Origin of the sequence: Acinetobacter sp. YH16056_T (genome assembly GCF_024605895.1) — a bacterium.
GTDB lineage: Bacteria > Pseudomonadota > Gammaproteobacteria > Pseudomonadales > Moraxellaceae > Acinetobacter > Acinetobacter amyesii.
The window spans coordinates 2,055,921-2,073,676 of the sequence record NZ_CP094545.1; the positions used below are offsets into that span (position 1 = coordinate 2,055,921).

Sequence of the window (17,756 nt, forward strand, 5' to 3'; positions counted from 1 at the left end):
ATATCCTATGTCTCAGTTGGATTTAAATCTGATCGTGTTATTGGTGTTATTGGCTTGTGGCATCTTTAGCCACAATACAGCGATCACCATAGCTGCAGGTGTCTTGATTGTTTTCCGCATCACGCCTTTAAGTGAATTTTTCCCCTATCTGCAACAATATGGCTTAAACATTGGCATTATTATTTTAACCATTGGCGTACTCACGCCGATCGCTAGCGGAAAAATTCCTGGTGATTCGATTTTAAAATCCTTTTTAAGTTGGAAATCCCTCGTCGCAATCGCCATTGGCATCTTTGTAGCATGGCTAGGCGGACGTGGTGTCAAACTGATGTCCAATCAGCCTGATGTGGTTGCCGGACTATTGATTGGGACAGTCGCAGGTGTTGCGATGCTGCGTGGTGTACCTGTCGGCCCACTCATTGCAGCAGGCATCTTGTCTTTACTGATTGGGATTAAGCAATAAGGCCGTTGCTGACATAGCGGTTTAACAAAATGTTAATTTGAGCCATGCTGCATTTGAAATAAACACCGACTAAGCATAATTCCAACGAATGACAACGCTGACATCAAGATACCTGCCCAGAACCACGCTCCAGTCTGTGAAACTACGGTGGCAATCACAGGTGGCAAAACAAATTGGGAAATGGCAGAACATTGTAAAATCATGCCGACCGTCGTACTGATTGCCGCGGGATAAGGTGCAAAATGCAGTGATTGCGCAAAGACCGTCGCAGCAACCAAGCCTCCAAAAAGCGAAAAACTAAACACCGTTAAATATTGCAGTAAAAACGGTAACGCATCTTTAGAGAGATAAAAACCTAAGGAGCAAATGATCAAAACAGCAAAACCCAGTTGGACTAAAGTTTTAGCTTGAAAACCACGCTGTAATAGCAGTCCACACCCCCAAGTGCCCACTGCATTCGCAACGGCAACACTGGCTGTTAAAGCACCTGCCAATTCGGCTGAAATTTGATTTTGCGCATAAATCATCGGTAAGAAACCCACCAATGCAAACCATTGCCCTGCATATGTCCCAAAAATGAGCGCCAAAAGCCATGCTGCAGGATGTTTCAAGGTATCCCGAATGAGACCGATAACAGGTGTTGTATTCAGCGCCACATTAGGCTGAGGAATAAACATAGCGATACAGAGTAGTAATGCTGCAGTAATCATAGCGAAACTGAGCCAAACCACACTCCAACCATATTGAGCAATTAGAAATGGCGCAACCAATAAGGCTATGCCCATACCTCCGCCCATATAAGCACTCCACAGTCCCATCTTTGCGCTGATGTGCTGTAGCGGTACAAGCTGACGGATAAATGCAGGCCCTGTGAGTGTCACCAATAAGAAGCCAAATCCTTCTATGACACGCAGTAGCAACAAGACATCAAAGCTTTGTGCAAAGCTCCCCCATGCACTTGCTATCGTCAATAGACTTAAGCCCAATAAGATACACAGTTTAAATCCAATTTTTTGGATATAACTACCAATCAACAATGCAAAGCACATTCCTGCACCCTGTACTAGTGAGAGCAATAAACCAGACTGAATAAAGCTAATGCCGAGTTGCTGTTGTAATACAGGTATTGCGGGCGGTAGTTTCCCGATATGCATTGCAGCAATAAAACCTGCCGCAATAATGAATAAATCTTTTGACATCCCTTTCATTGAATTGTCATGCTCTTTTCGCCATGCAATAGTGCACAGCTTAACAATTCAAAATATTATTTTGAGTCAAAAAACAAATGACCTTAGATGATTTTTCAATTATTTAATCATCTTGCACCGTCACATGCTAAGCGCACTTTGATTTAAATTAAACAATGATATTCCGTGATGTCATCTGCAATTGTTTGAGACAACACGTATTCCCATCAAAAATGTTTTTTCTGATACTTTCAATAATTTGGCGGTAGTGAAGGAATTCACCTGCATAACAATTAGTGAATTATTTAAGCAGTGAGTTATTCAATATTTACTTGTTTCCGTTCACGCTTATTGGCGTACATTTTCAAATCAGCCATTTCGACCAATTGATCGATGGATTCGGCATCCTCTGGAAATAAAGCCATGCCAATACTGGCACCAATTTTCAAGCTCATTTGCTCGAATGCAAATGGCAGTCCGCAACTTTCTGCGATTCGATTCATCGCCGTTTGCGCACGCTCTAAGTTGGCAATATTGGTTAAAATCACAGCAAATTCATCACCACCCAAGCGTGCAACCAAGTCATCTTGACGCGTTTCACGCAAAATGCGCTGCGCGATTTCTTTCAGTGCAGCATCCCCAATGCGATGTCCAAACTGATCATTAATCGGCTTCAGACCATCCATATCAATCATCAAGATACCCAACACTTTTTTCTGCGCACGTGCTTTTTCTATCCCTTGGCGTAAAAAGTCGACAAACAAAGCCCGATTAGCTAAGCCGGTTAAGCTATCTTGCGTCGCCAATTTATATAGCTCTGTCGCACCGAAATGTGTCGCATGGTACATCGCCGCAGCGATCAACTCAGACATCAAACTTAATATATGCAAGTCGGCTTCCTGAAAGGCATCGACTTGGTCAGAGTAAATCTTTAAAACACCGACACCTTCATCACAATGAATCAATGGCACTACTGCCATCGAACGCAATCCAACACGTTGACATGCCACGCGATCTACCCGTGCATCTGTTTCCGAATCTTGGCAATACAGTGTTTGTTTTTGTGCAATACATAGACCTGATAAGCTGTTTTCAATATGAAGTCTTAAACCCAGTAAATGGCTCGCCCCGCCAGACACTGCACGATAGACCATATCACCATCTTCAGCCAACTCTACAACTGCACCTTTAGCGTGTGTAATCTGCTGCGCCTGTTCTGCGACCACGGTCATCACTGCATTTAGATCTAAACCCAGTTTGGCAATAGCTGTCTGCGTTTGAATCACAGACATGAGTTGAGTTGGTGAAGGTTCTATAGTATTCGGCATGATTGAGTTCAAACAGGGTTCAATGTGAGATACAGCTCAATTCTAAAAATTATTCATCCACTTGTATAGCAATCTTAAAGTGATTTCTGTGCATTCAAGCACTTTAGATACAACTCTTTCAAATACTGGTCTTCGAAAGAAAATGCACTCAAGGAAACAACAGAGCAAGCAGAATCATCGATACATATATCGAAGGTTGGGGAAAGTCATGATGTATGGATGGCCCACGTATTTTACGACTCTCCCTCACGATATTATTTCAAGGCATAAATTTCACTCTGCATCCATTCTCCGCCTTCCAGTTGTACATCGACAGCAACACGTTGATATTCAGTACCTTCAAATTCATCTAAAGCAGCCCAATGAGCTGCTAAGTTTTCAGAGATAAAAACATAGCCTTCAATGGCTTGACCTGCCTTCGATAAACGAATGCCCGGACTGCCCATCGCCGCACCCCAGCCTTTATGTTCTAATTCACCCCACACCACACCTTTCTTCCACTCGCCACCAATGCGATCCATCACGTGAGCATTGGGCTGACCTAGACGTCATGTCCCGTATACAAAAAGACTCTGAGTCATAGCTCCTCCTTAGTTGGAATAATATTGATTGCGTTTTTGTGAGAATTTGGCCAACTGTTTTAGGAAGCCTTCAAAATAGCTTTTTTCAGCCTCTTCGGTACGATAACCGGCGTACAAAGTTCGTCTTAAACCTTCAGGTGAAACACAATCTAAACGTCGAGAGGTCACCCAACCTTTTTGTTCATATTCATTTACCACCCAATCTGGTAATGCCGCAATGCCACGACCGCTTGCAACCAACTGAATCAGCATCTGGGTCAAATCTGTGGTACGGACGTGTTTAGGCTGAATATTGGCCGGTAAAAATAATTTCGCCATGATATCTAAACGATGTTTATCGACCGGATAGGTAATCAGCGTTTCTTCTGCTAATTCTTGAACAGTCACATTTGTCGCACGAACCAATGGATGTGTATTGGACAATACCAAACGAGACTCATATTCAAAGATAGGGAAATATTCCACACCTTTTAAATTGATTGGGTCTGCCGTAATCAGAAGATCAAACTCGCCTGTTTGTAATAGTTCATGCGGATTGGCTTCAAAGCCAGAGGCAAAGTCCAAATCTACATCGGGGTATTGCTGACGGTAGACATTCAATAACGGCATCAGCCAATCAAAACAACTATGACATTCAGAAGAAAAAATAATTCGGCCGGTTTGACCATGCACAATACGTGTAATGTCCGATTGCGCAATTTGAACTTGCGGCAAAATATCATCAGCAAGGCGTAGTAAACGTTGCCCAACATTCGAAAAGGTCACAGGACGTGTGCGTCGGTTCACCACCTCTACCCCATACCAATGATCTAGCTCTTTCAACTGGTGTGAAAGTGCAGAAGGCGTTAAACACAGATCATTAGATGCAGCGACCAAAGAACCGTGTTCTCTGAGTGCCAATAAGGTTTTGAGATGGCGTAATTCCAACATAATGAGTTCCACAAACGACATACTGAATGAGCTGAAAATCAGTATTTTTAAATTATATTTATCATATCATGATATTTATGAATCATATTCATCATAAATTTTATTTAACTATTTTTTATTCACATGAATATACTTCATCAAGTTTTACTGAATCATCTTTAGCTAATGTGTTTTTTTCACATTACAAATCAGGTAATTTTTTTCCACAATGCGGGCAATATGCATACTGCTCACGCTCCTGCTTTAATGATTCCTCTTTTTGCTCACGTAACAATTGCCAAATAATATCCTGTGTTTGCTCACGGGTTAAACCCACTGTTTTTCGGATTTCTTCGATTTTTTCAGGCTCAAGTACAAAATCAATTTCACGATTTTGAATCAACTCACGAAAACTGAGTTCTAATTGTTGTTTGCGTTGCTCCAATTCATGTGCCAAACCATTGGCTAAAATACCTGCTGGCAATGCTGCCAAGCCAACCCCTAATATCGTAATCATTGCACCTAATATCCGCCCAACAGGGGTTATCGGTGTTACATCGCCATAACCGACCGTCGTTAAAGTAACAACAGCCCACCACATGGACGCAGGAATAGAACTAAAGACCTCTGGCTGTGCTTTACTCTCAACTAAATACACCCCAGCTGCGGCCATAATAATCATAATAAATAAAATAAAAACAACAGCTTGAAATGAACCTTTTTCACGTTCAATGACACGTAACAAAATTTGCAACGACACAAAATATCGAGTTAATTTTAATAAACGCAGTAATCGTAAAATACGTAAAAAACGCAAATCAAAATGGACAAAGAAATTTAGATATGCAGGTAAAATTGCCAATAAATCAATAATTGCGCCACCACTTTTTACCCAATTCAAACGATTACGCCAAGCGGAGTAAAATGGGTCTTTATCTGCAATCGACCAAAGCCTCAATACGTATTCAACACTAAATACAATGATTGAAAAATTTTCAAAAAAATCAAAGTAAACTTGATAAGACAAATAAATATCATTGACCGATTCGAGTAAAACCGCAGCAGCATTACCTAAAATCAGCAATATCAAAGCATAGTTGAGAAAATGACTAAATTTAGTTTCATAATCATCATTATGTAAATTGTTATAGACAAATTTACGCAGTGAATACCATGCACTAAAAGTCATAATTCAAATCGTTAGCAAATTAACTTGCTACAGTGTAAACCATCGCTTAGGAAAAATACGAATCCTTTAGACAGTCTACTGTTAAATCTATTGAACGATATTAACCACACTTTATTCATCAGTATTTTTCGTATGCACCATATATCCATTATTCCACAAATAATAAAGCCAAACGAACTTGGTCATATCCCATGCGTGGACTGGTTAACTCCACAATTGGACGCAACTTAACCGTGCCGTCATCATTATAATGTGCTGGGTCTTGTCGTTTCGCCAAACGTTTATAGATTTTACGCACCTGCTCAACCACGTCTTCTCCCGGATGTGCCACCGAGATATCTAAACCTTGCTCTTTTTGCAGACGAGCCAAATGGTTAATAATCGTAGCTGGTGTTAAACCACGCTCCACAGCAATATCCTGAATTTCATAACCTTCCTCAAACAACTCCCGAGTTTGATCTAAAGTCGCTGTGGCAAAGCTTTGTTTTGCACCAGTTTTGGCTATTTTCTTTTCATTGCGCTCGATTTCCACTTCATTCAGCGTTCCACCACAATGACGAATAAAGGCTTTATGTTGTACGGTTAAATCAGCCTCTGCAAAATTGGTTTCCGCTTCATCAGAGAGTTCCTGAAAGCGTCGATCAGCTTTAATGGCCAAACTGTCGAGTTCTAAGGCTTGTTCATTAAAACCAAGTAAACGCAAACCATCTAATGTTTTTAAACGCGACAATGCCACATAACCCTGACCTTTCTCAAAAGTATGCGTCAAGTTAATTTCAGCCGCTGCCAGGGTCATCCCTTGAGATTTGTGAATGGTGATCGCCCAAGCCAAACGCAGTGGAATTTGTTGGAAACTGGCAATGGTTTTACCATCATCATTATCGACAGACCATGTTTCAGGTTCTACCACCAAGGTCGTGCCATCAGTGAGTTTTACTTTAGGCAAGATGCCATATTCATCATCTTCTTCAAAACCTATCACTTCACCGAGGCTGCCATTGATATAGCCCACGTCAAAGTTGTTTTTTACAAACATCACTTTGGCATTTTTCTTTAAGGTCAAAGTTTCCGGCGCACGCACTGAAGATTTTAAGGTTTCAATCAGTTTGTCATTACCATCGCATTGAGCATCAAACTGGCGAGATTCCTGTTCAATTTCATTTAGATGTTTATAGTTAATACTATCTACATCCATATTATGGGTATACAAGCGCGTAAAGGTTTCACCTATATTTTGTGAACTTGTCTGCCTTAAAGCATGCAAATGATCGCCCGTAATTTGCTGAGCACGAATCGCATTTAGAATATCATTGAGATAGTCATTACCCTGACGATGTTGTTCGGTCAAATAACACACGCGAAACTTCGCTTCTACCCATGCCTCAGACATAAAGCAAAACTTGTCACGGTTTAATTCACCTTTGCGTCCCACAGGGGGTAACTGGAAGAAGTCACCTGCAACAATGACTTGAATCCCCCCAAAAGCATCTTCACTGTCTTTAAAAAATTTTAAAACTTTATTCACCAAGTTTAATTGCTTGGCATGCAACATCGAAATTTCATCGATGATTAAAACTTGGGCATTTTCCAAATGCTCTTTTAAATATTTACGTTCTTTTAAGCGCTTTAACTCATCTTCGGAAATCGCATCTTTAATCCCAATCCCTGCCCATGTATGAATTGTCATGCCATTCATATGGGTTGCAGCAATCCCTGTAGAAGCCGTAATTGCCACCGGCACTTTGCGCGCTTTTAGATAATTGATGTACTGATTTAAAGTATAAGTTTTACCTGCACCAGCCGAACCTGTTAAAAACACATTTTCGCCTGCTTTGAGCAGCTTGAGTGCAGTTTCTTGTTTCATAAGACCTATACCGTAAAAGAACGGCTATAGCCTAACGATTTTTGACTCAAAAGTTAAGCGCACAACACAGTTTACTAAATCCGTATTTCGCCAATCTAACTTTAAGCTATTGAACCTATTTAAAAATTCTTTGGCGATATTTACTTTTTCTATTTCTGCTTGGGTATTATTTGAATACTCAAGTTGATCAAAAACCAAAATGTGGTTTTGCACATGACAGCCCAAAGTCATCGATACATGCAAAATGGGATGGTACATATGAAAAGCTACATATACTCTTGCAATGATACTGGCGCTATAACTTAATGCCAAACAATGTTTAAATTGAATAGATTCATCAATAATTCGATCGATAGTTTTTAATTCTTCAAAGACCCACTCTTGAAAATATATTTTGTCGTCAGTTGTAAACGGCTGCCAGACCGTTGTCGCAAATTCACGCTTTAATTGAGTTAACACTTCCTGCTTTTGTTGCTTGGCATGCCAATGTACCGCCTGATGAAAGACTCCATTCCAGGTAATATTTTTTGGGACTGTATGACCTGTAGAATAAGTCGCACTGACATAATCACGCACATAGGCATCAAATACAGATACTCTTAAATTAGCATGCTTTAAATAAAATAAATTTCGAAAATCCTGCAGTTGAATTTTATGCTGTCGTAACATACTTAAAAACTGGCGATTTTCTTGGGTTTCTGGACGGATATAATCCATCAAAGCCTGCGGTAAATGCTGCGTACAACGTACTAAATGTTGCAGATAGGCCTGCATAATACGGCTCAAAGGTAGATAGACTTTTTTTATGGCCTGATCCTCCGCGCCTAACACCTGTCGCATTAAGATCAACCACTCATCTAAATACAAAATCGATGGGCTGATCACCACCCGGTGATCATCATGCTGCTGATATTTTCGCTGCAAAACAAATTGCAGATTTTTTTCATGATTAAACCAGCCATGTTCATGCGCAATCGCATGGCAATTTTGAATAAATAAACGCGCTGCAATAAATTGAAAATGTTGTAAGGTCGCAAGAATCAACGAGGGATGAATATGCTGCGTATCGACAAAACTCAATGCTGTCACAGCCACTCGTACATTACTGTGTTGGAAATTACGACTCAGCCAATCCAACACTTCGGCTGACTGTTTGAACATCCATCGCACTGCACGATTGTTATCGAGTAAAGGGAGTTTTCCACATTTTTTTTGCCAAATTGCTGTGGCTTGCACAAAATTGCTATGGCTTAATATGTCCTGTTCTGCCCAAACATCCCGATGCATCATACGAATAAAGCCTAGTAAATTGGGACGCTCATATGCATGGTCGAGCAACAAAATAATATCTTCTATATGTTCATTTAATTCTTGTAAATTGAACCGATCTTCATAACTCAAACTCATGATCCGATAAATCGTCGGATCTAAAAATTGTGCCGTAGCAAAACAAATCTCGTCCAAACTATCCATTAACAGTTGTATCGGCAATATTTCAGCTTCTGTAAGTGAGTTGAGCGCAAACATCTGCTCAATCTTTTGCATCAACCAATGTGGTAGACTGATCTGGCATTCAATATACGCTTGTAATAGTGGTGTCTGATAAATCTGCTGCTCTTGCATCAACTGATCAAAAATTTGCGCTTCAACTGCTGTCATCTGTGCTAAAAACTGCTGAACACGCGCTGGCCCATTTAGATGTTGAAAAATCGACTGTAAGATCAATTGTCTAAATTGCTGTGCTTTTTCTCTGAGCAAGAGTGAATGTTGCGGCTTTAAGTCCCCAGTAAAAAAATACAATTCATGAAATAAGAAATCTTCTATTGCCTCAATACAAGGCGCTGTCGAATGCAATTCAGCAATTTTGATGAGTCTAAACGGATTTCTAGGAAACTGATAGCCAATTGATTCACGACTTTGTAGCTGTAAGGTCCATAGTCCATTACATAGTTGAATGCGGTGCTGCTCTTGTTCAATTTTAAATATATTTTGTGAATTGAGTGCCGTAGCAAACTCCATTTGCTCTTGATACAACTGCTTTAAACTTGGTGATATTCGAATAAGTTGCCGAGCAATATGCTCAAGCTGCGGGGTCAAGCTGTTCTGTTCCATCTTCCGCCCTAACGATCGTTGATTATTTTTCAACCTTCACTATAGTCAAAGTTTAATGCTCCGACTACTGCCATTAATCGGCCAGATAGCTGTACAAAAGGTCAATACGAAGGCGTTAAATAAAATAATCTAAAGGCTATTGTTGTGACAAAATTCACCATGATTTTGAGCTGTGACGGATAAAAAATAGATAAAGTTTCAGAGTAGTCACTATTATTGATCTGTAGAATGTTGTTCTGCACGGATTTTTTTAAGCTGTTCTATCGCAGTGTAAATATCTTGTTGTAGAACCTCTCGATAGAGCTTTAAATCCTCCACACTCTGAATATGACTCAAACTTTGACGAGGTAAAAATTGAAAATAGAACGGAATGCGCTTAGGAATAATACGTTTGGGTAAAGACGGAATCACATCACCATGACGTAATAATTTATCGAGCTTTTGTATTTTTAATAGTTGTTTAAACCAACGATGTTCAACAATCACACTGGCATCAAAACCCAGTTCAAAGACTTCATCCCCACCTAAAGCAGCAAAAGGCACGATGTCATAATTAAATTCTTGCGCCAGTTTTAAAAAGCCATAACGTTGCTTCCAGATCAGTTGATAGGCTTCTCCTTTTCGCTTCAATACCTCTCGACCGCCACCAGGAAAAACCAAAATGGAATAACCTTGTTGCATCACTGTTCTGACATAGTCCTGAATACCTTGGACTGCACCGAACTTTTTGACCATGCCACGCCAACCGGGCAAATAAAAATGGCTATGATCAGCAATACTGACCACAGCCACTTTATGTTCATTGTAGAGATAATCAATAATCACCGGTGAATCGAGTACACCGTAAATTGTGTGATTCCCTACATACATTGCAGGTTTAGATGCATCGATGTATTCAGCGCCTAAAAATGTTGGCGTGAAATACATGCGGGATAAAGCGCTTAAACGCTTTATCCATTTTGCATCATGTTCAACCTGCAAATGTGCCGACCTTAGGCGGCATCATGTTTTTGAACAAGTACAGAACCTACTGAGTAGCCTGCACCAAATGAGCAAAGCACACCGTATTCGCCATGGTTTACTTCATTTGCTGTACGGTGCAAAGCAATAATGACACCTGCTGATGAAGTATTGGCAAATTCATCAAGAATGATTGGCACAAGGTCTGGCTGAGCGTGTTCTTTACCCACAACCAGTTTCAGAATCAATTCATTCATGCTGGCATTCGCTTGGTGTAACCAGAAGCGTTTTACATCTGTTGCCGCAATTTTGTTGTCATCCAATTGCTTAGTGATCATTTTCGCCACTAATGGACACACTTCTTTAAATACTTTACGACCGTCTTGACGGAAACGGTTGTTGTCGATGTCAGCATCGACTTCACTCATATTTAAGTAACCGAAGTTGTTACGAATGTTGTTTGAGAACTGAGTAAACAGGTCAATATCCAACACTTCAAAACCAGCTTTGGTTTCAGTTTCTTCAATGATCGAAGCCGTTGCAACGTCACCAAAGATGAAGTGGCAGTCACGCATACGGAAATCTGTATGACCAGATGTGATCTCAACGTTTACCAATAACACGCGACGAGCGCCTGATTTGATCGCGTCATAGGCTTGCTTGATACCAAAAGTTGCAGCTGAACATGCAACGTTCATGTCATAGGCATAACCCTGAATACCCAAAGCAGTTTGAATTTCAATTGAAACGGCTGGATATGCACGTTGAATGTTAGAGCATGACAAGATCACAACATCGATGTCTTCTGCAGTCACGCCTGCATTTTCCATCGCTTGTTTAGCCGCAGCAACACCCCATTCCGCTTGTAGCGAAATTTCATCATTTGGACGTTCATGTAGCACTGGGCGTAAACGTTTTGGATCTAAAATACCGCTTTTTTCAGCAACATAACGTGCTTTCACGCCAGACGCTTTTTCGATAAATTCTGCACTTGAACCACGGCGCGCTTCTAGCTCACCGGCTTCAATTTTTTCAGCATTGTCGCTGTTGTACTGTTCCACATAAGCATTTAAAGCTTCAACTAACTCTTCGTTAGTAATTACGTCTTCTGGATGATAAAGACCTGTACCCGTAATGCGGATGCCCATGTAAAACTCCTTTTAGAAATTACCTATATCTTAACTGATTCCGAGCTTATCCCATACTTTTTGCAAGCGGGATGGAGAAATTGGCATCTTGGTCTTCATTGGTTGAGAGAAAATAGAGATGCGTAACTCCTCAACCATGAAATACAATTCTTTAAGGCGAGTGTCATTTTTAAACTTAAATAATTTTTCCATCCATGGGTCAACTTGATCAATGGCAGAATTGTCCCTTTGTAGGTTATTTGGCAAGCGGTCTAAACGCAAGACTAATGCCTTCAAATATCTTGGAAATTCGAGCCACACATCGGAAGTTTTGCCATAAACAAAATCTGAAAGTTGCATCAAATCGAGCTGATCTTCAATGTCATCAATATTCTTTCCAAACACAGAATCATCTAAAACCAATAATTTCCGACGTATATCCTGCCATTGAATATAGGTTTCAGTTAAAACAGCTAACGCTTGTTGCCCATGGGTCAAGAAAGATTTCTTTACATTTAAAATCAGGTTTTGGTACTCCTGCATATTGACAGGTAGCTCATTTATTGCAAGCTGAAGTGTGGCATAAACTAACATTTGCTCTAGTTTGGCTTTGTCACCTAGCGGTGAATAAGCCAATGCCAAGGGTTTAGAAATCTGTTTTTTCAACTGACGAACTAAATCCCCCAACTGCATATGAACCAAACGAATGATCCCTTCGCGATGTTGTTTGACTGCTTCAAATTGGTCATTGAAGGTCTGAATCACCACACCCGATTCATCTTTGGCATCCAACTCCGCAAAGCCTTTGACTGGAACAAGCGCTTGGTATTGTTTTACCACCACACCCGTGACTTTTTGTGATGCTTCGAACACAAAATTATCAGGGAAGGTTTTAAACTCACCTTTTAACTGTTTGACTGGGCTATGAGTTTCCGTACGACAGCGTGCTTTGAGTTCATCTAGGTCACGACCTTGCTCAATCACACGGCCTTTTTCATCAATGACTTTGATTAAAGGCAGCAGATATTGCTCAACGCGCTCCCAAGAAAAGTCCTTATCTGTGATTTGCTCACCACGTAGTTGGAACGCCAAGAAACTAAAAATATGCTCGCGCAAATGCACGGCATCGACACGATCCATCAATTTACGCGCTGTATCTGGTATTGGCACCAAGTGACGGCGTTTATCCTTAGGCAATGCTTTAAGCAAGGCTTCAATCAGGTCTTGTCGCCAACCAGGTATACCCCATGACCAAATATTTTCATCCACTTGCGGCAAAGCTTGAACTGGAATTTTGACCGTTGCACCATCTTCATCATGACTTGGGTCAAAACGATAACTTGCAGCCAAACGCAGTTCACCATTTCGTAGGTAGTCTGGAAATTGCTGGGTCGTTGGACGGTCATTCATCCAAAGCGCATCATCATCGATAAATAAATACCGTGGATTTTGTGGTTCTACCGTTGCACGCCAGTCTTCAAAACTACGACGACTTGCCACCTCTTCAGGCACTTTTGCAGCATAAAATTGGTAGATGGTTTCCTCATCCACTACTAAATCACGACGACGCAGTTTATCTTCAACACGCTCAACTTCTTCGAGTTTTAATAAATTGTGTTTTACGAACGGTGGCGTAATACCCAAATGTCCCGTCGTCAACGCATCGCGTAGGAAAATTTCATGCGCCGCCGGATGATCCACTTTTTCATAATTAATCTGACGACGTGGCTCAATAATCAAACCAAACAAAGAAATTTGATCATAGGCATTGACTACACCAGATTTTTTCGACCAATGCGGCTCAAAATAATGATGCTTCAATAAATCGCCTGCAGCCAATAAAATCCATTCAGGTTCAATTTTCGCCAATGTACGAAGATATACCTGAGAGGTTTCCACCATCTCAAAAGCCATGACCCAAGGTGTATTGGTTTTATGCAAAGTTGATGCAGGGAAAATGCGTGCCTTTTGCTGACGCACCGCCATGAACACATTACGTTCATCGGTTTTGTTGGCAATAAATGAAAGTAAACCCGTTAATAACGCACGGTGCAGATTTTCATAATTGGCCTTCTTTTCATTAAAGGACAGTTTTAAGCCCTGAGCCAAATCCACCAATTGCTCATGGGTTTTTTTCCACTCACGGAGGCGTAACCAACTCAGGAAATGGTTGCGTGCAAAAGTTCGACGCTTATTTTCACTCATGTCACGATTTGCGACTAGAGCTTCCCATAATTTGATATAGAACAAGAAATCCGAGTCAGCTTCACGGAACAAAGCATGTTTCTGATCGGCCTGCATTTGTTTATCCGCAGGACGTTCACGTGGATCTTGTACCGCTAAAGCAGCGACAATAATTAAGACTTCATTTAATACGCCAAAATGCGCTCCACCCAAAATCATCCGTGCAAGACGTGGGTCAATCGGCATTTTTGCCATTTGCTGACCAATTTTGGTTAAACCACCACCCTTCGCCGGAGGAAGCCCCCCTTTTGTAAAGGGGGATTTAGGGGGATTACTTTCAATAGAATCTCCCCCAACCCCTCTTTGCGAAAGAGGGGCTTTCCCTTTCTCAACCATCGCCCCAAGCTCAATCAAAAGCTTACGACCATCATTCACCAAACGATGATCTGGCGGCTCAATAAAATCAAAGTCTTCTAATTCACCAAAGCCCAAACTTTGCATTTGCAAAATAACCGAGGCCAAGTTGGTTCGTTTAATCTCAGGCTCGGTAAATTCAGGACGACTCATAAAGTCTTCTTCTGAATATAGTCGAATACACACACCCGGCGCGATACGACCACAACGACCTTTACGCTGATTTGCTGCCGCCTGTGATACAGCCTCAATCGGTAGACGCTGTACACGTGAGCGATAGTTATAACGGGATATCCGTGCAAAGCCACTATCAATTACGTAGCGAATATTCGGTACGGTTAAAGCCGTTTCTGCCACGTTGGTGGCAATAATAATACGTCGCCCACCGCCTGATGGATTAAAGATCTTTTGCTGTTCTGCCAAAGCCAATCGAGCATATAAAGGTAAAACTTCGGTATGTCTTGGCCCAAACTTTTGCAGTGTTTCCTGTAACTCACGAATTTCTTGTTCAGTGCTGGCAAAAATCAAAATGTCGGCATGTTCAGGATGACCTTTTTCCTGCGCATCTTGAAAACATTCTTCTACAGCTGAAACCACGGCACGAGGTAAATTTTCTTCAAAATCGTCAAATTCATCATCATCACTACCGACAATGCTCAGCTCTGAAATCGGACGATAACGCAATTCTACAGGGAAGCTTCGACCTTCGACCTCAAAAATAGGTGCCCCATTAAAGTAATTCGAGAATCGATTTACGTCTAAAGTTGCTGAAGTAATAATGACTTTGAGATCTTTACGACGAGGCAAGAGCTGTTTGAGATAGCCCATGATGAAGTCGATATTCAGCGAACGTTCATGTGCTTCATCGATAATAATCGTGTCATATTTATTTAAGAATCGGTCATTGGCCAGTTCAGCCAATAAAATACCATCGGTCATTAACCGAACGATGGAATCTTGTGAACCTTGTTCATTGAAACGAACTTTAAAGGAGATCGACTCCCCCAGCTTTTCGCCCACTTCTTCTGCAATACGTTGCGAAACACTACGCGCTGCTAGTCGACGGGGTTGAGTATGGCCAATCAAACCCGTTAAACCACGACCTGCAAGCATGGCAATTTGAGGCAACTGTGTGGTTTTACCCGAACCGGTTTCACCTGCCACAATAATCACTTGATGCTTTTGAATCGCATCGATCAGTTTGTCTGCATACTGCGTAACAGGTAAGTCTTGATTTAATTTAATATTTGGGATGCGGGCAATCCGTTCGCGGACTTTCGCATTCGACTTTTCAAACAGTTCTTTATGCTGCTTTTCGTTGGCGTCTTTTCCCTTACGCAATCGATTTAAACGGTGAACATCACGAGCCATCACCATCTGATCTACATTTAAATCTTTCGCCACCAAGAATACGCCTTACAACTACATGAAACCCGATATTCTACTCGGTTTCATCGCATTTCCCAATGCAACAATTGAAAACCCGAAGTGAATTTATCTGGCGCGACTGGCGTGGTGCGGTTTAGATCTCAAATCTGAAAATAGGATGAATTCGCCATATCCCCCTTCATCCGCCTAATTGAACAAAAGAAATGCTTCGCTGATGAGCGAATCGGCATGCCTAAAGATGGATTAAATCAACAATAGAAAAATTTAAATCACTTTTTTTAAATTTTACCCTTGAATTTTAAGGGGTGTGGCTTCATGTCTGTGTAGGGCGTTTAGGGTAGTTCCTGTCATTTAATCCTCACACAACTGCGGTTAAATGAGATGAAATACTGGTCTATTGGGAAATGAGTAAATCACTATTAATTCGGATTTTCCGATATTAGTTATGTAAAAATACTATTTCAGCAATAAGAAAAATTTCTGTACCCTATTGGAAATCAAAAACAAACCTCAATCATGGAGACAATGATGAGCTTAATTAATACTGAAGTTAAACCGTTTAAAGCTACTGCATTCCAAAATGGTCAATTCATCGAAGTAACTGAAGCTGATCTTAAAGGTAAATGGTCTGTTGTATTCTTCTACCCAGCTGACTTCACTTTCGTTTGCCCAACTGAACTTGGTGACCTTGCTGACAACTATGCAGAATTCCAAAAACTAGGTGTTGAAATCTACTCAGTTTCTACTGACACTCATTTCACTCACAAAGCTTGGCACGATTCTTCAGAAGAAATCAAAAAAATCCAATACGTAATGGTTGGTGATGCGAACTGGACTCTTGCTAAAAACTTTGACGTATTAATCGAAGCTGACGGTCTTGCTGATCGTGGTACTTTCGTTATCGATCCAGAAGGTAAAATCCAAATCGTTGAAATCAACGCTGGTGGTATCGGTCGTGATGCTCAAGAACTTCTTCGTAAAGTTAAAGCAGCTCAATACGTACACGCTCACCCAGGCGAAGTTTGCCCAGCTAAATGGAAAGAAGGCGACGCAACTCTTGCTCCTTCAATCGACCTAGTTGGTAAAATCTAATCTGTATTAGATTGAACTGATTCAAAAACCACGCTTTTAGCGTGGTTTTTTTATGCCTATTATCTGCGAGTATGTACCTCTATACACCCTACGCAGTTCACACTTTATTCATACAGCTATAACGCCCTAGCACTTTCCATCTATCTATAGATATTCATCAACTTAGCACTTACACAAATATAATAAAAATGCGCCTCATACCTGATAGTTTAGACTTACATCTTTGTCGGTATTTCAGTATTTTTAACTTGAATTTTAGGTCAATTGCTTATTTCAGGAAGATGTAAGCCCATGAAAAAATATTTCGTCTCGATCAGTTTAATTTTATGTTCGTTTACGACTTTTGCTGCCGTGAACTGCGAAGGTGAAATTAAAAACCAAAGTATTCGTGAAGATATTAAAGTCAAAAAAAATTGTCAGCTTGAAGGTTTAATTGTTCATGGCAATGTTATTTTAGAAAATGGCGCTAGTGTTGAACTGCATGACAACCACATCAAAGGCAATATTGAATCTAATAAAAATTTTACCAAGATCATTGCCAATCATAACAATATCAGTGGCAATGTCGATTTTACAACTGGGAAAAACATCCAACTCATCAATAACCAAATTTCAGGCGACCTCAAATTAAAGAAAAATAATGGCAATATTGTGCTAAATAATAATGAAATCGCAGGTAATTTGATTTGTCTTGAAAATGCTTTTTCAATTAATGGCAGTAACAACCAAGTCAAAGGCAATAAATCAGAACAATGCCGTAGTTTTTAACCCGCCCTACACTAATATGGGAGAATAACGCTTATGGCATTTCTTTGAACTGGCAATATTTTTATCAAATTAGTTGATAAAGAAATGAAAAAAAATGTGAGATAAAACTTTATTTTTTAACAATTCTGCAATACTCCACGCCCCGAATTTGTCTTAATTTCAAAAGAGATAAACCTTTAACTGCAGTAT

The 17,756-nt window shown here is 40.5% G+C and carries 13 protein-coding genes; 3 read left to right on the forward strand and 10 right to left on the reverse strand.

Translation table 11 applies throughout. The annotated features are described in order from the left end of the window. Positions 1 to 7 precede the first annotated feature (7 nt). On the forward strand, positions 8 to 463 hold the full coding sequence (locus MST17_RS10240; protein WP_111885075.1) for a DUF441 domain-containing protein: 456 nt from the start codon (positions 8 to 10) through the stop codon (positions 461 to 463). Between the two features lie 32 nt (positions 464 to 495). Here the strand turns inward: MST17_RS10240 and MST17_RS10245 are convergent, their stop codons facing one another. The 10 genes from MST17_RS10245 to MST17_RS10290 all read right to left on the reverse strand — a co-directional run bounded on the left by MST17_RS10245 (position 496) and on the right by MST17_RS10290 (position 15,722). Further along, positions 496 to 1,662, reverse strand: coding sequence for a CynX/NimT family MFS transporter (locus MST17_RS10245; RefSeq protein WP_257224028.1), 1,167 nt, complete (start codon positions 1,660 to 1,662; stop codon positions 496 to 498). 305 nt (positions 1,663 to 1,967) lie between these two features. Continuing rightward, positions 1,968 to 2,978 (reverse strand): sensor domain-containing diguanylate cyclase, encoded by a 1,011-nt coding sequence (locus MST17_RS10250; protein WP_180026930.1) that lies wholly within the window; start codon positions 2,976 to 2,978, stop codon positions 1,968 to 1,970. A gap of 254 nt (positions 2,979 to 3,232) precedes the next feature. Beyond that, complete coding sequence (locus MST17_RS10255) at positions 3,233 to 3,499, reverse strand: gamma-glutamylcyclotransferase family protein (protein ID WP_257224027.1); 267 nt, start codon at positions 3,497 to 3,499, stop codon at positions 3,233 to 3,235. 69 nt (positions 3,500 to 3,568) lie between these two features. Continuing rightward, positions 3,569 to 4,489, reverse strand: coding sequence for a LysR family transcriptional regulator (locus MST17_RS10260; RefSeq protein WP_078189020.1), 921 nt, complete (start codon positions 4,487 to 4,489; stop codon positions 3,569 to 3,571). A gap of 181 nt (positions 4,490 to 4,670) precedes the next feature. Next, positions 4,671 to 5,657 (reverse strand): ion transporter, encoded by a 987-nt coding sequence (locus MST17_RS10265; protein WP_180007353.1) that lies wholly within the window; start codon positions 5,655 to 5,657, stop codon positions 4,671 to 4,673. Positions 5,658 to 5,805: 148 nt separating this feature from the next. After that, positions 5,806 to 7,521, reverse strand: coding sequence for an AAA family ATPase (locus MST17_RS10270; protein ID WP_180003112.1), 1,716 nt, complete (start codon positions 7,519 to 7,521; stop codon positions 5,806 to 5,808). A gap of 24 nt (positions 7,522 to 7,545) precedes the next feature. Next, entirely contained in the window at positions 7,546 to 9,633 is a 2,088-nt protein-coding gene (locus tag MST17_RS10275) for a hypothetical protein (RefSeq protein WP_257224026.1), read from the reverse strand. A gap of 213 nt (positions 9,634 to 9,846) precedes the next feature. Continuing rightward, positions 9,847 to 10,614 (reverse strand): 1-acyl-sn-glycerol-3-phosphate acyltransferase, encoded by a 768-nt coding sequence (locus tag MST17_RS10280; protein WP_180026929.1) that lies wholly within the window; start codon positions 10,612 to 10,614, stop codon positions 9,847 to 9,849. Between the two features lie 11 nt (positions 10,615 to 10,625). After that, the gene (locus MST17_RS10285; protein ID WP_180026928.1) at positions 10,626 to 11,741 is read right to left on the reverse strand and encodes a beta-ketoacyl-ACP synthase III; all 1,116 of its coding nucleotides are present in this window, start codon (positions 11,739 to 11,741) and stop codon (positions 10,626 to 10,628) included. Positions 11,742 to 11,771: 30 nt separating this feature from the next. Beyond that, positions 11,772 to 15,722 (reverse strand): DUF3418 domain-containing protein, encoded by a 3,951-nt coding sequence (locus MST17_RS10290; protein WP_180026927.1) that lies wholly within the window; start codon positions 15,720 to 15,722, stop codon positions 11,772 to 11,774. A 513-nt stretch (positions 15,723 to 16,235) separates the two neighbouring features. Between MST17_RS10290 and ahpC the strand changes: the two genes are divergently transcribed. Together ahpC and MST17_RS10300 are read left to right on the forward strand one after the other, a co-directional pair. After that, a complete protein-coding gene (gene ahpC / locus MST17_RS10295) occupies positions 16,236 to 16,799 on the forward strand; it encodes an alkyl hydroperoxide reductase subunit C (protein WP_005097370.1) in 564 nt (187 codons plus the stop codon). A gap of 291 nt (positions 16,800 to 17,090) precedes the next feature. Further along, positions 17,091 to 17,567, forward strand: coding sequence for a hypothetical protein (locus tag MST17_RS10300; protein ID WP_180026926.1), 477 nt, complete (start codon positions 17,091 to 17,093; stop codon positions 17,565 to 17,567). Positions 17,568 to 17,756: the final 189 nt, after the last annotated feature.

Bases quoted from the DNA above. Each gene is read 5' to 3' on its own strand.
- MST17_RS10300 (WP_180026926.1), top strand. From the start codon at position 17,091: ATGAAAAAATATTTCGTCTCGATCAGTTTAATTTTATGTTCGTTTACG.
- MST17_RS10250 (WP_180026930.1), bottom strand. From the start codon at position 2,978: ATGCCGAATACTATAGAACCTTCACCAACTCAACTCATGTCTGTGATT.
- MST17_RS10245 (WP_257224028.1), bottom strand. From the start codon at position 1,662: ATGTCAAAAGATTTATTCATTATTGCGGCAGGTTTTATTGCTGCAATG.
- ahpC (WP_005097370.1), top strand. From the start codon at position 16,236: ATGAGCTTAATTAATACTGAAGTTAAACCGTTTAAAGCTACTGCATTC.
- MST17_RS10260 (WP_078189020.1), bottom strand. From the start codon at position 4,489: ATGTTGGAATTACGCCATCTCAAAACCTTATTGGCACTCAGAGAACAC.
- MST17_RS10270 (WP_180003112.1), bottom strand. From the start codon at position 7,521: ATGAAACAAGAAACTGCACTCAAGCTGCTCAAAGCAGGCGAAAATGTG.
- MST17_RS10240 (WP_111885075.1), top strand. From the start codon at position 8: ATGTCTCAGTTGGATTTAAATCTGATCGTGTTATTGGTGTTATTGGCT.
- MST17_RS10265 (WP_180007353.1), bottom strand. From the start codon at position 5,657: ATGACTTTTAGTGCATGGTATTCACTGCGTAAATTTGTCTATAACAAT.
- MST17_RS10275 (WP_257224026.1), bottom strand. From the start codon at position 9,633: ATGGAACAGAACAGCTTGACCCCGCAGCTTGAGCATATTGCTCGGCAA.
- MST17_RS10285 (WP_180026928.1), bottom strand. From the start codon at position 11,741: ATGGGCATCCGCATTACGGGTACAGGTCTTTATCATCCAGAAGACGTA.
- MST17_RS10255 (WP_257224027.1), bottom strand. From the start codon at position 3,499: ATGGATCGCATTGGTGGCGAGTGGAAGAAAGGTGTGGTGTGGGGTGAA.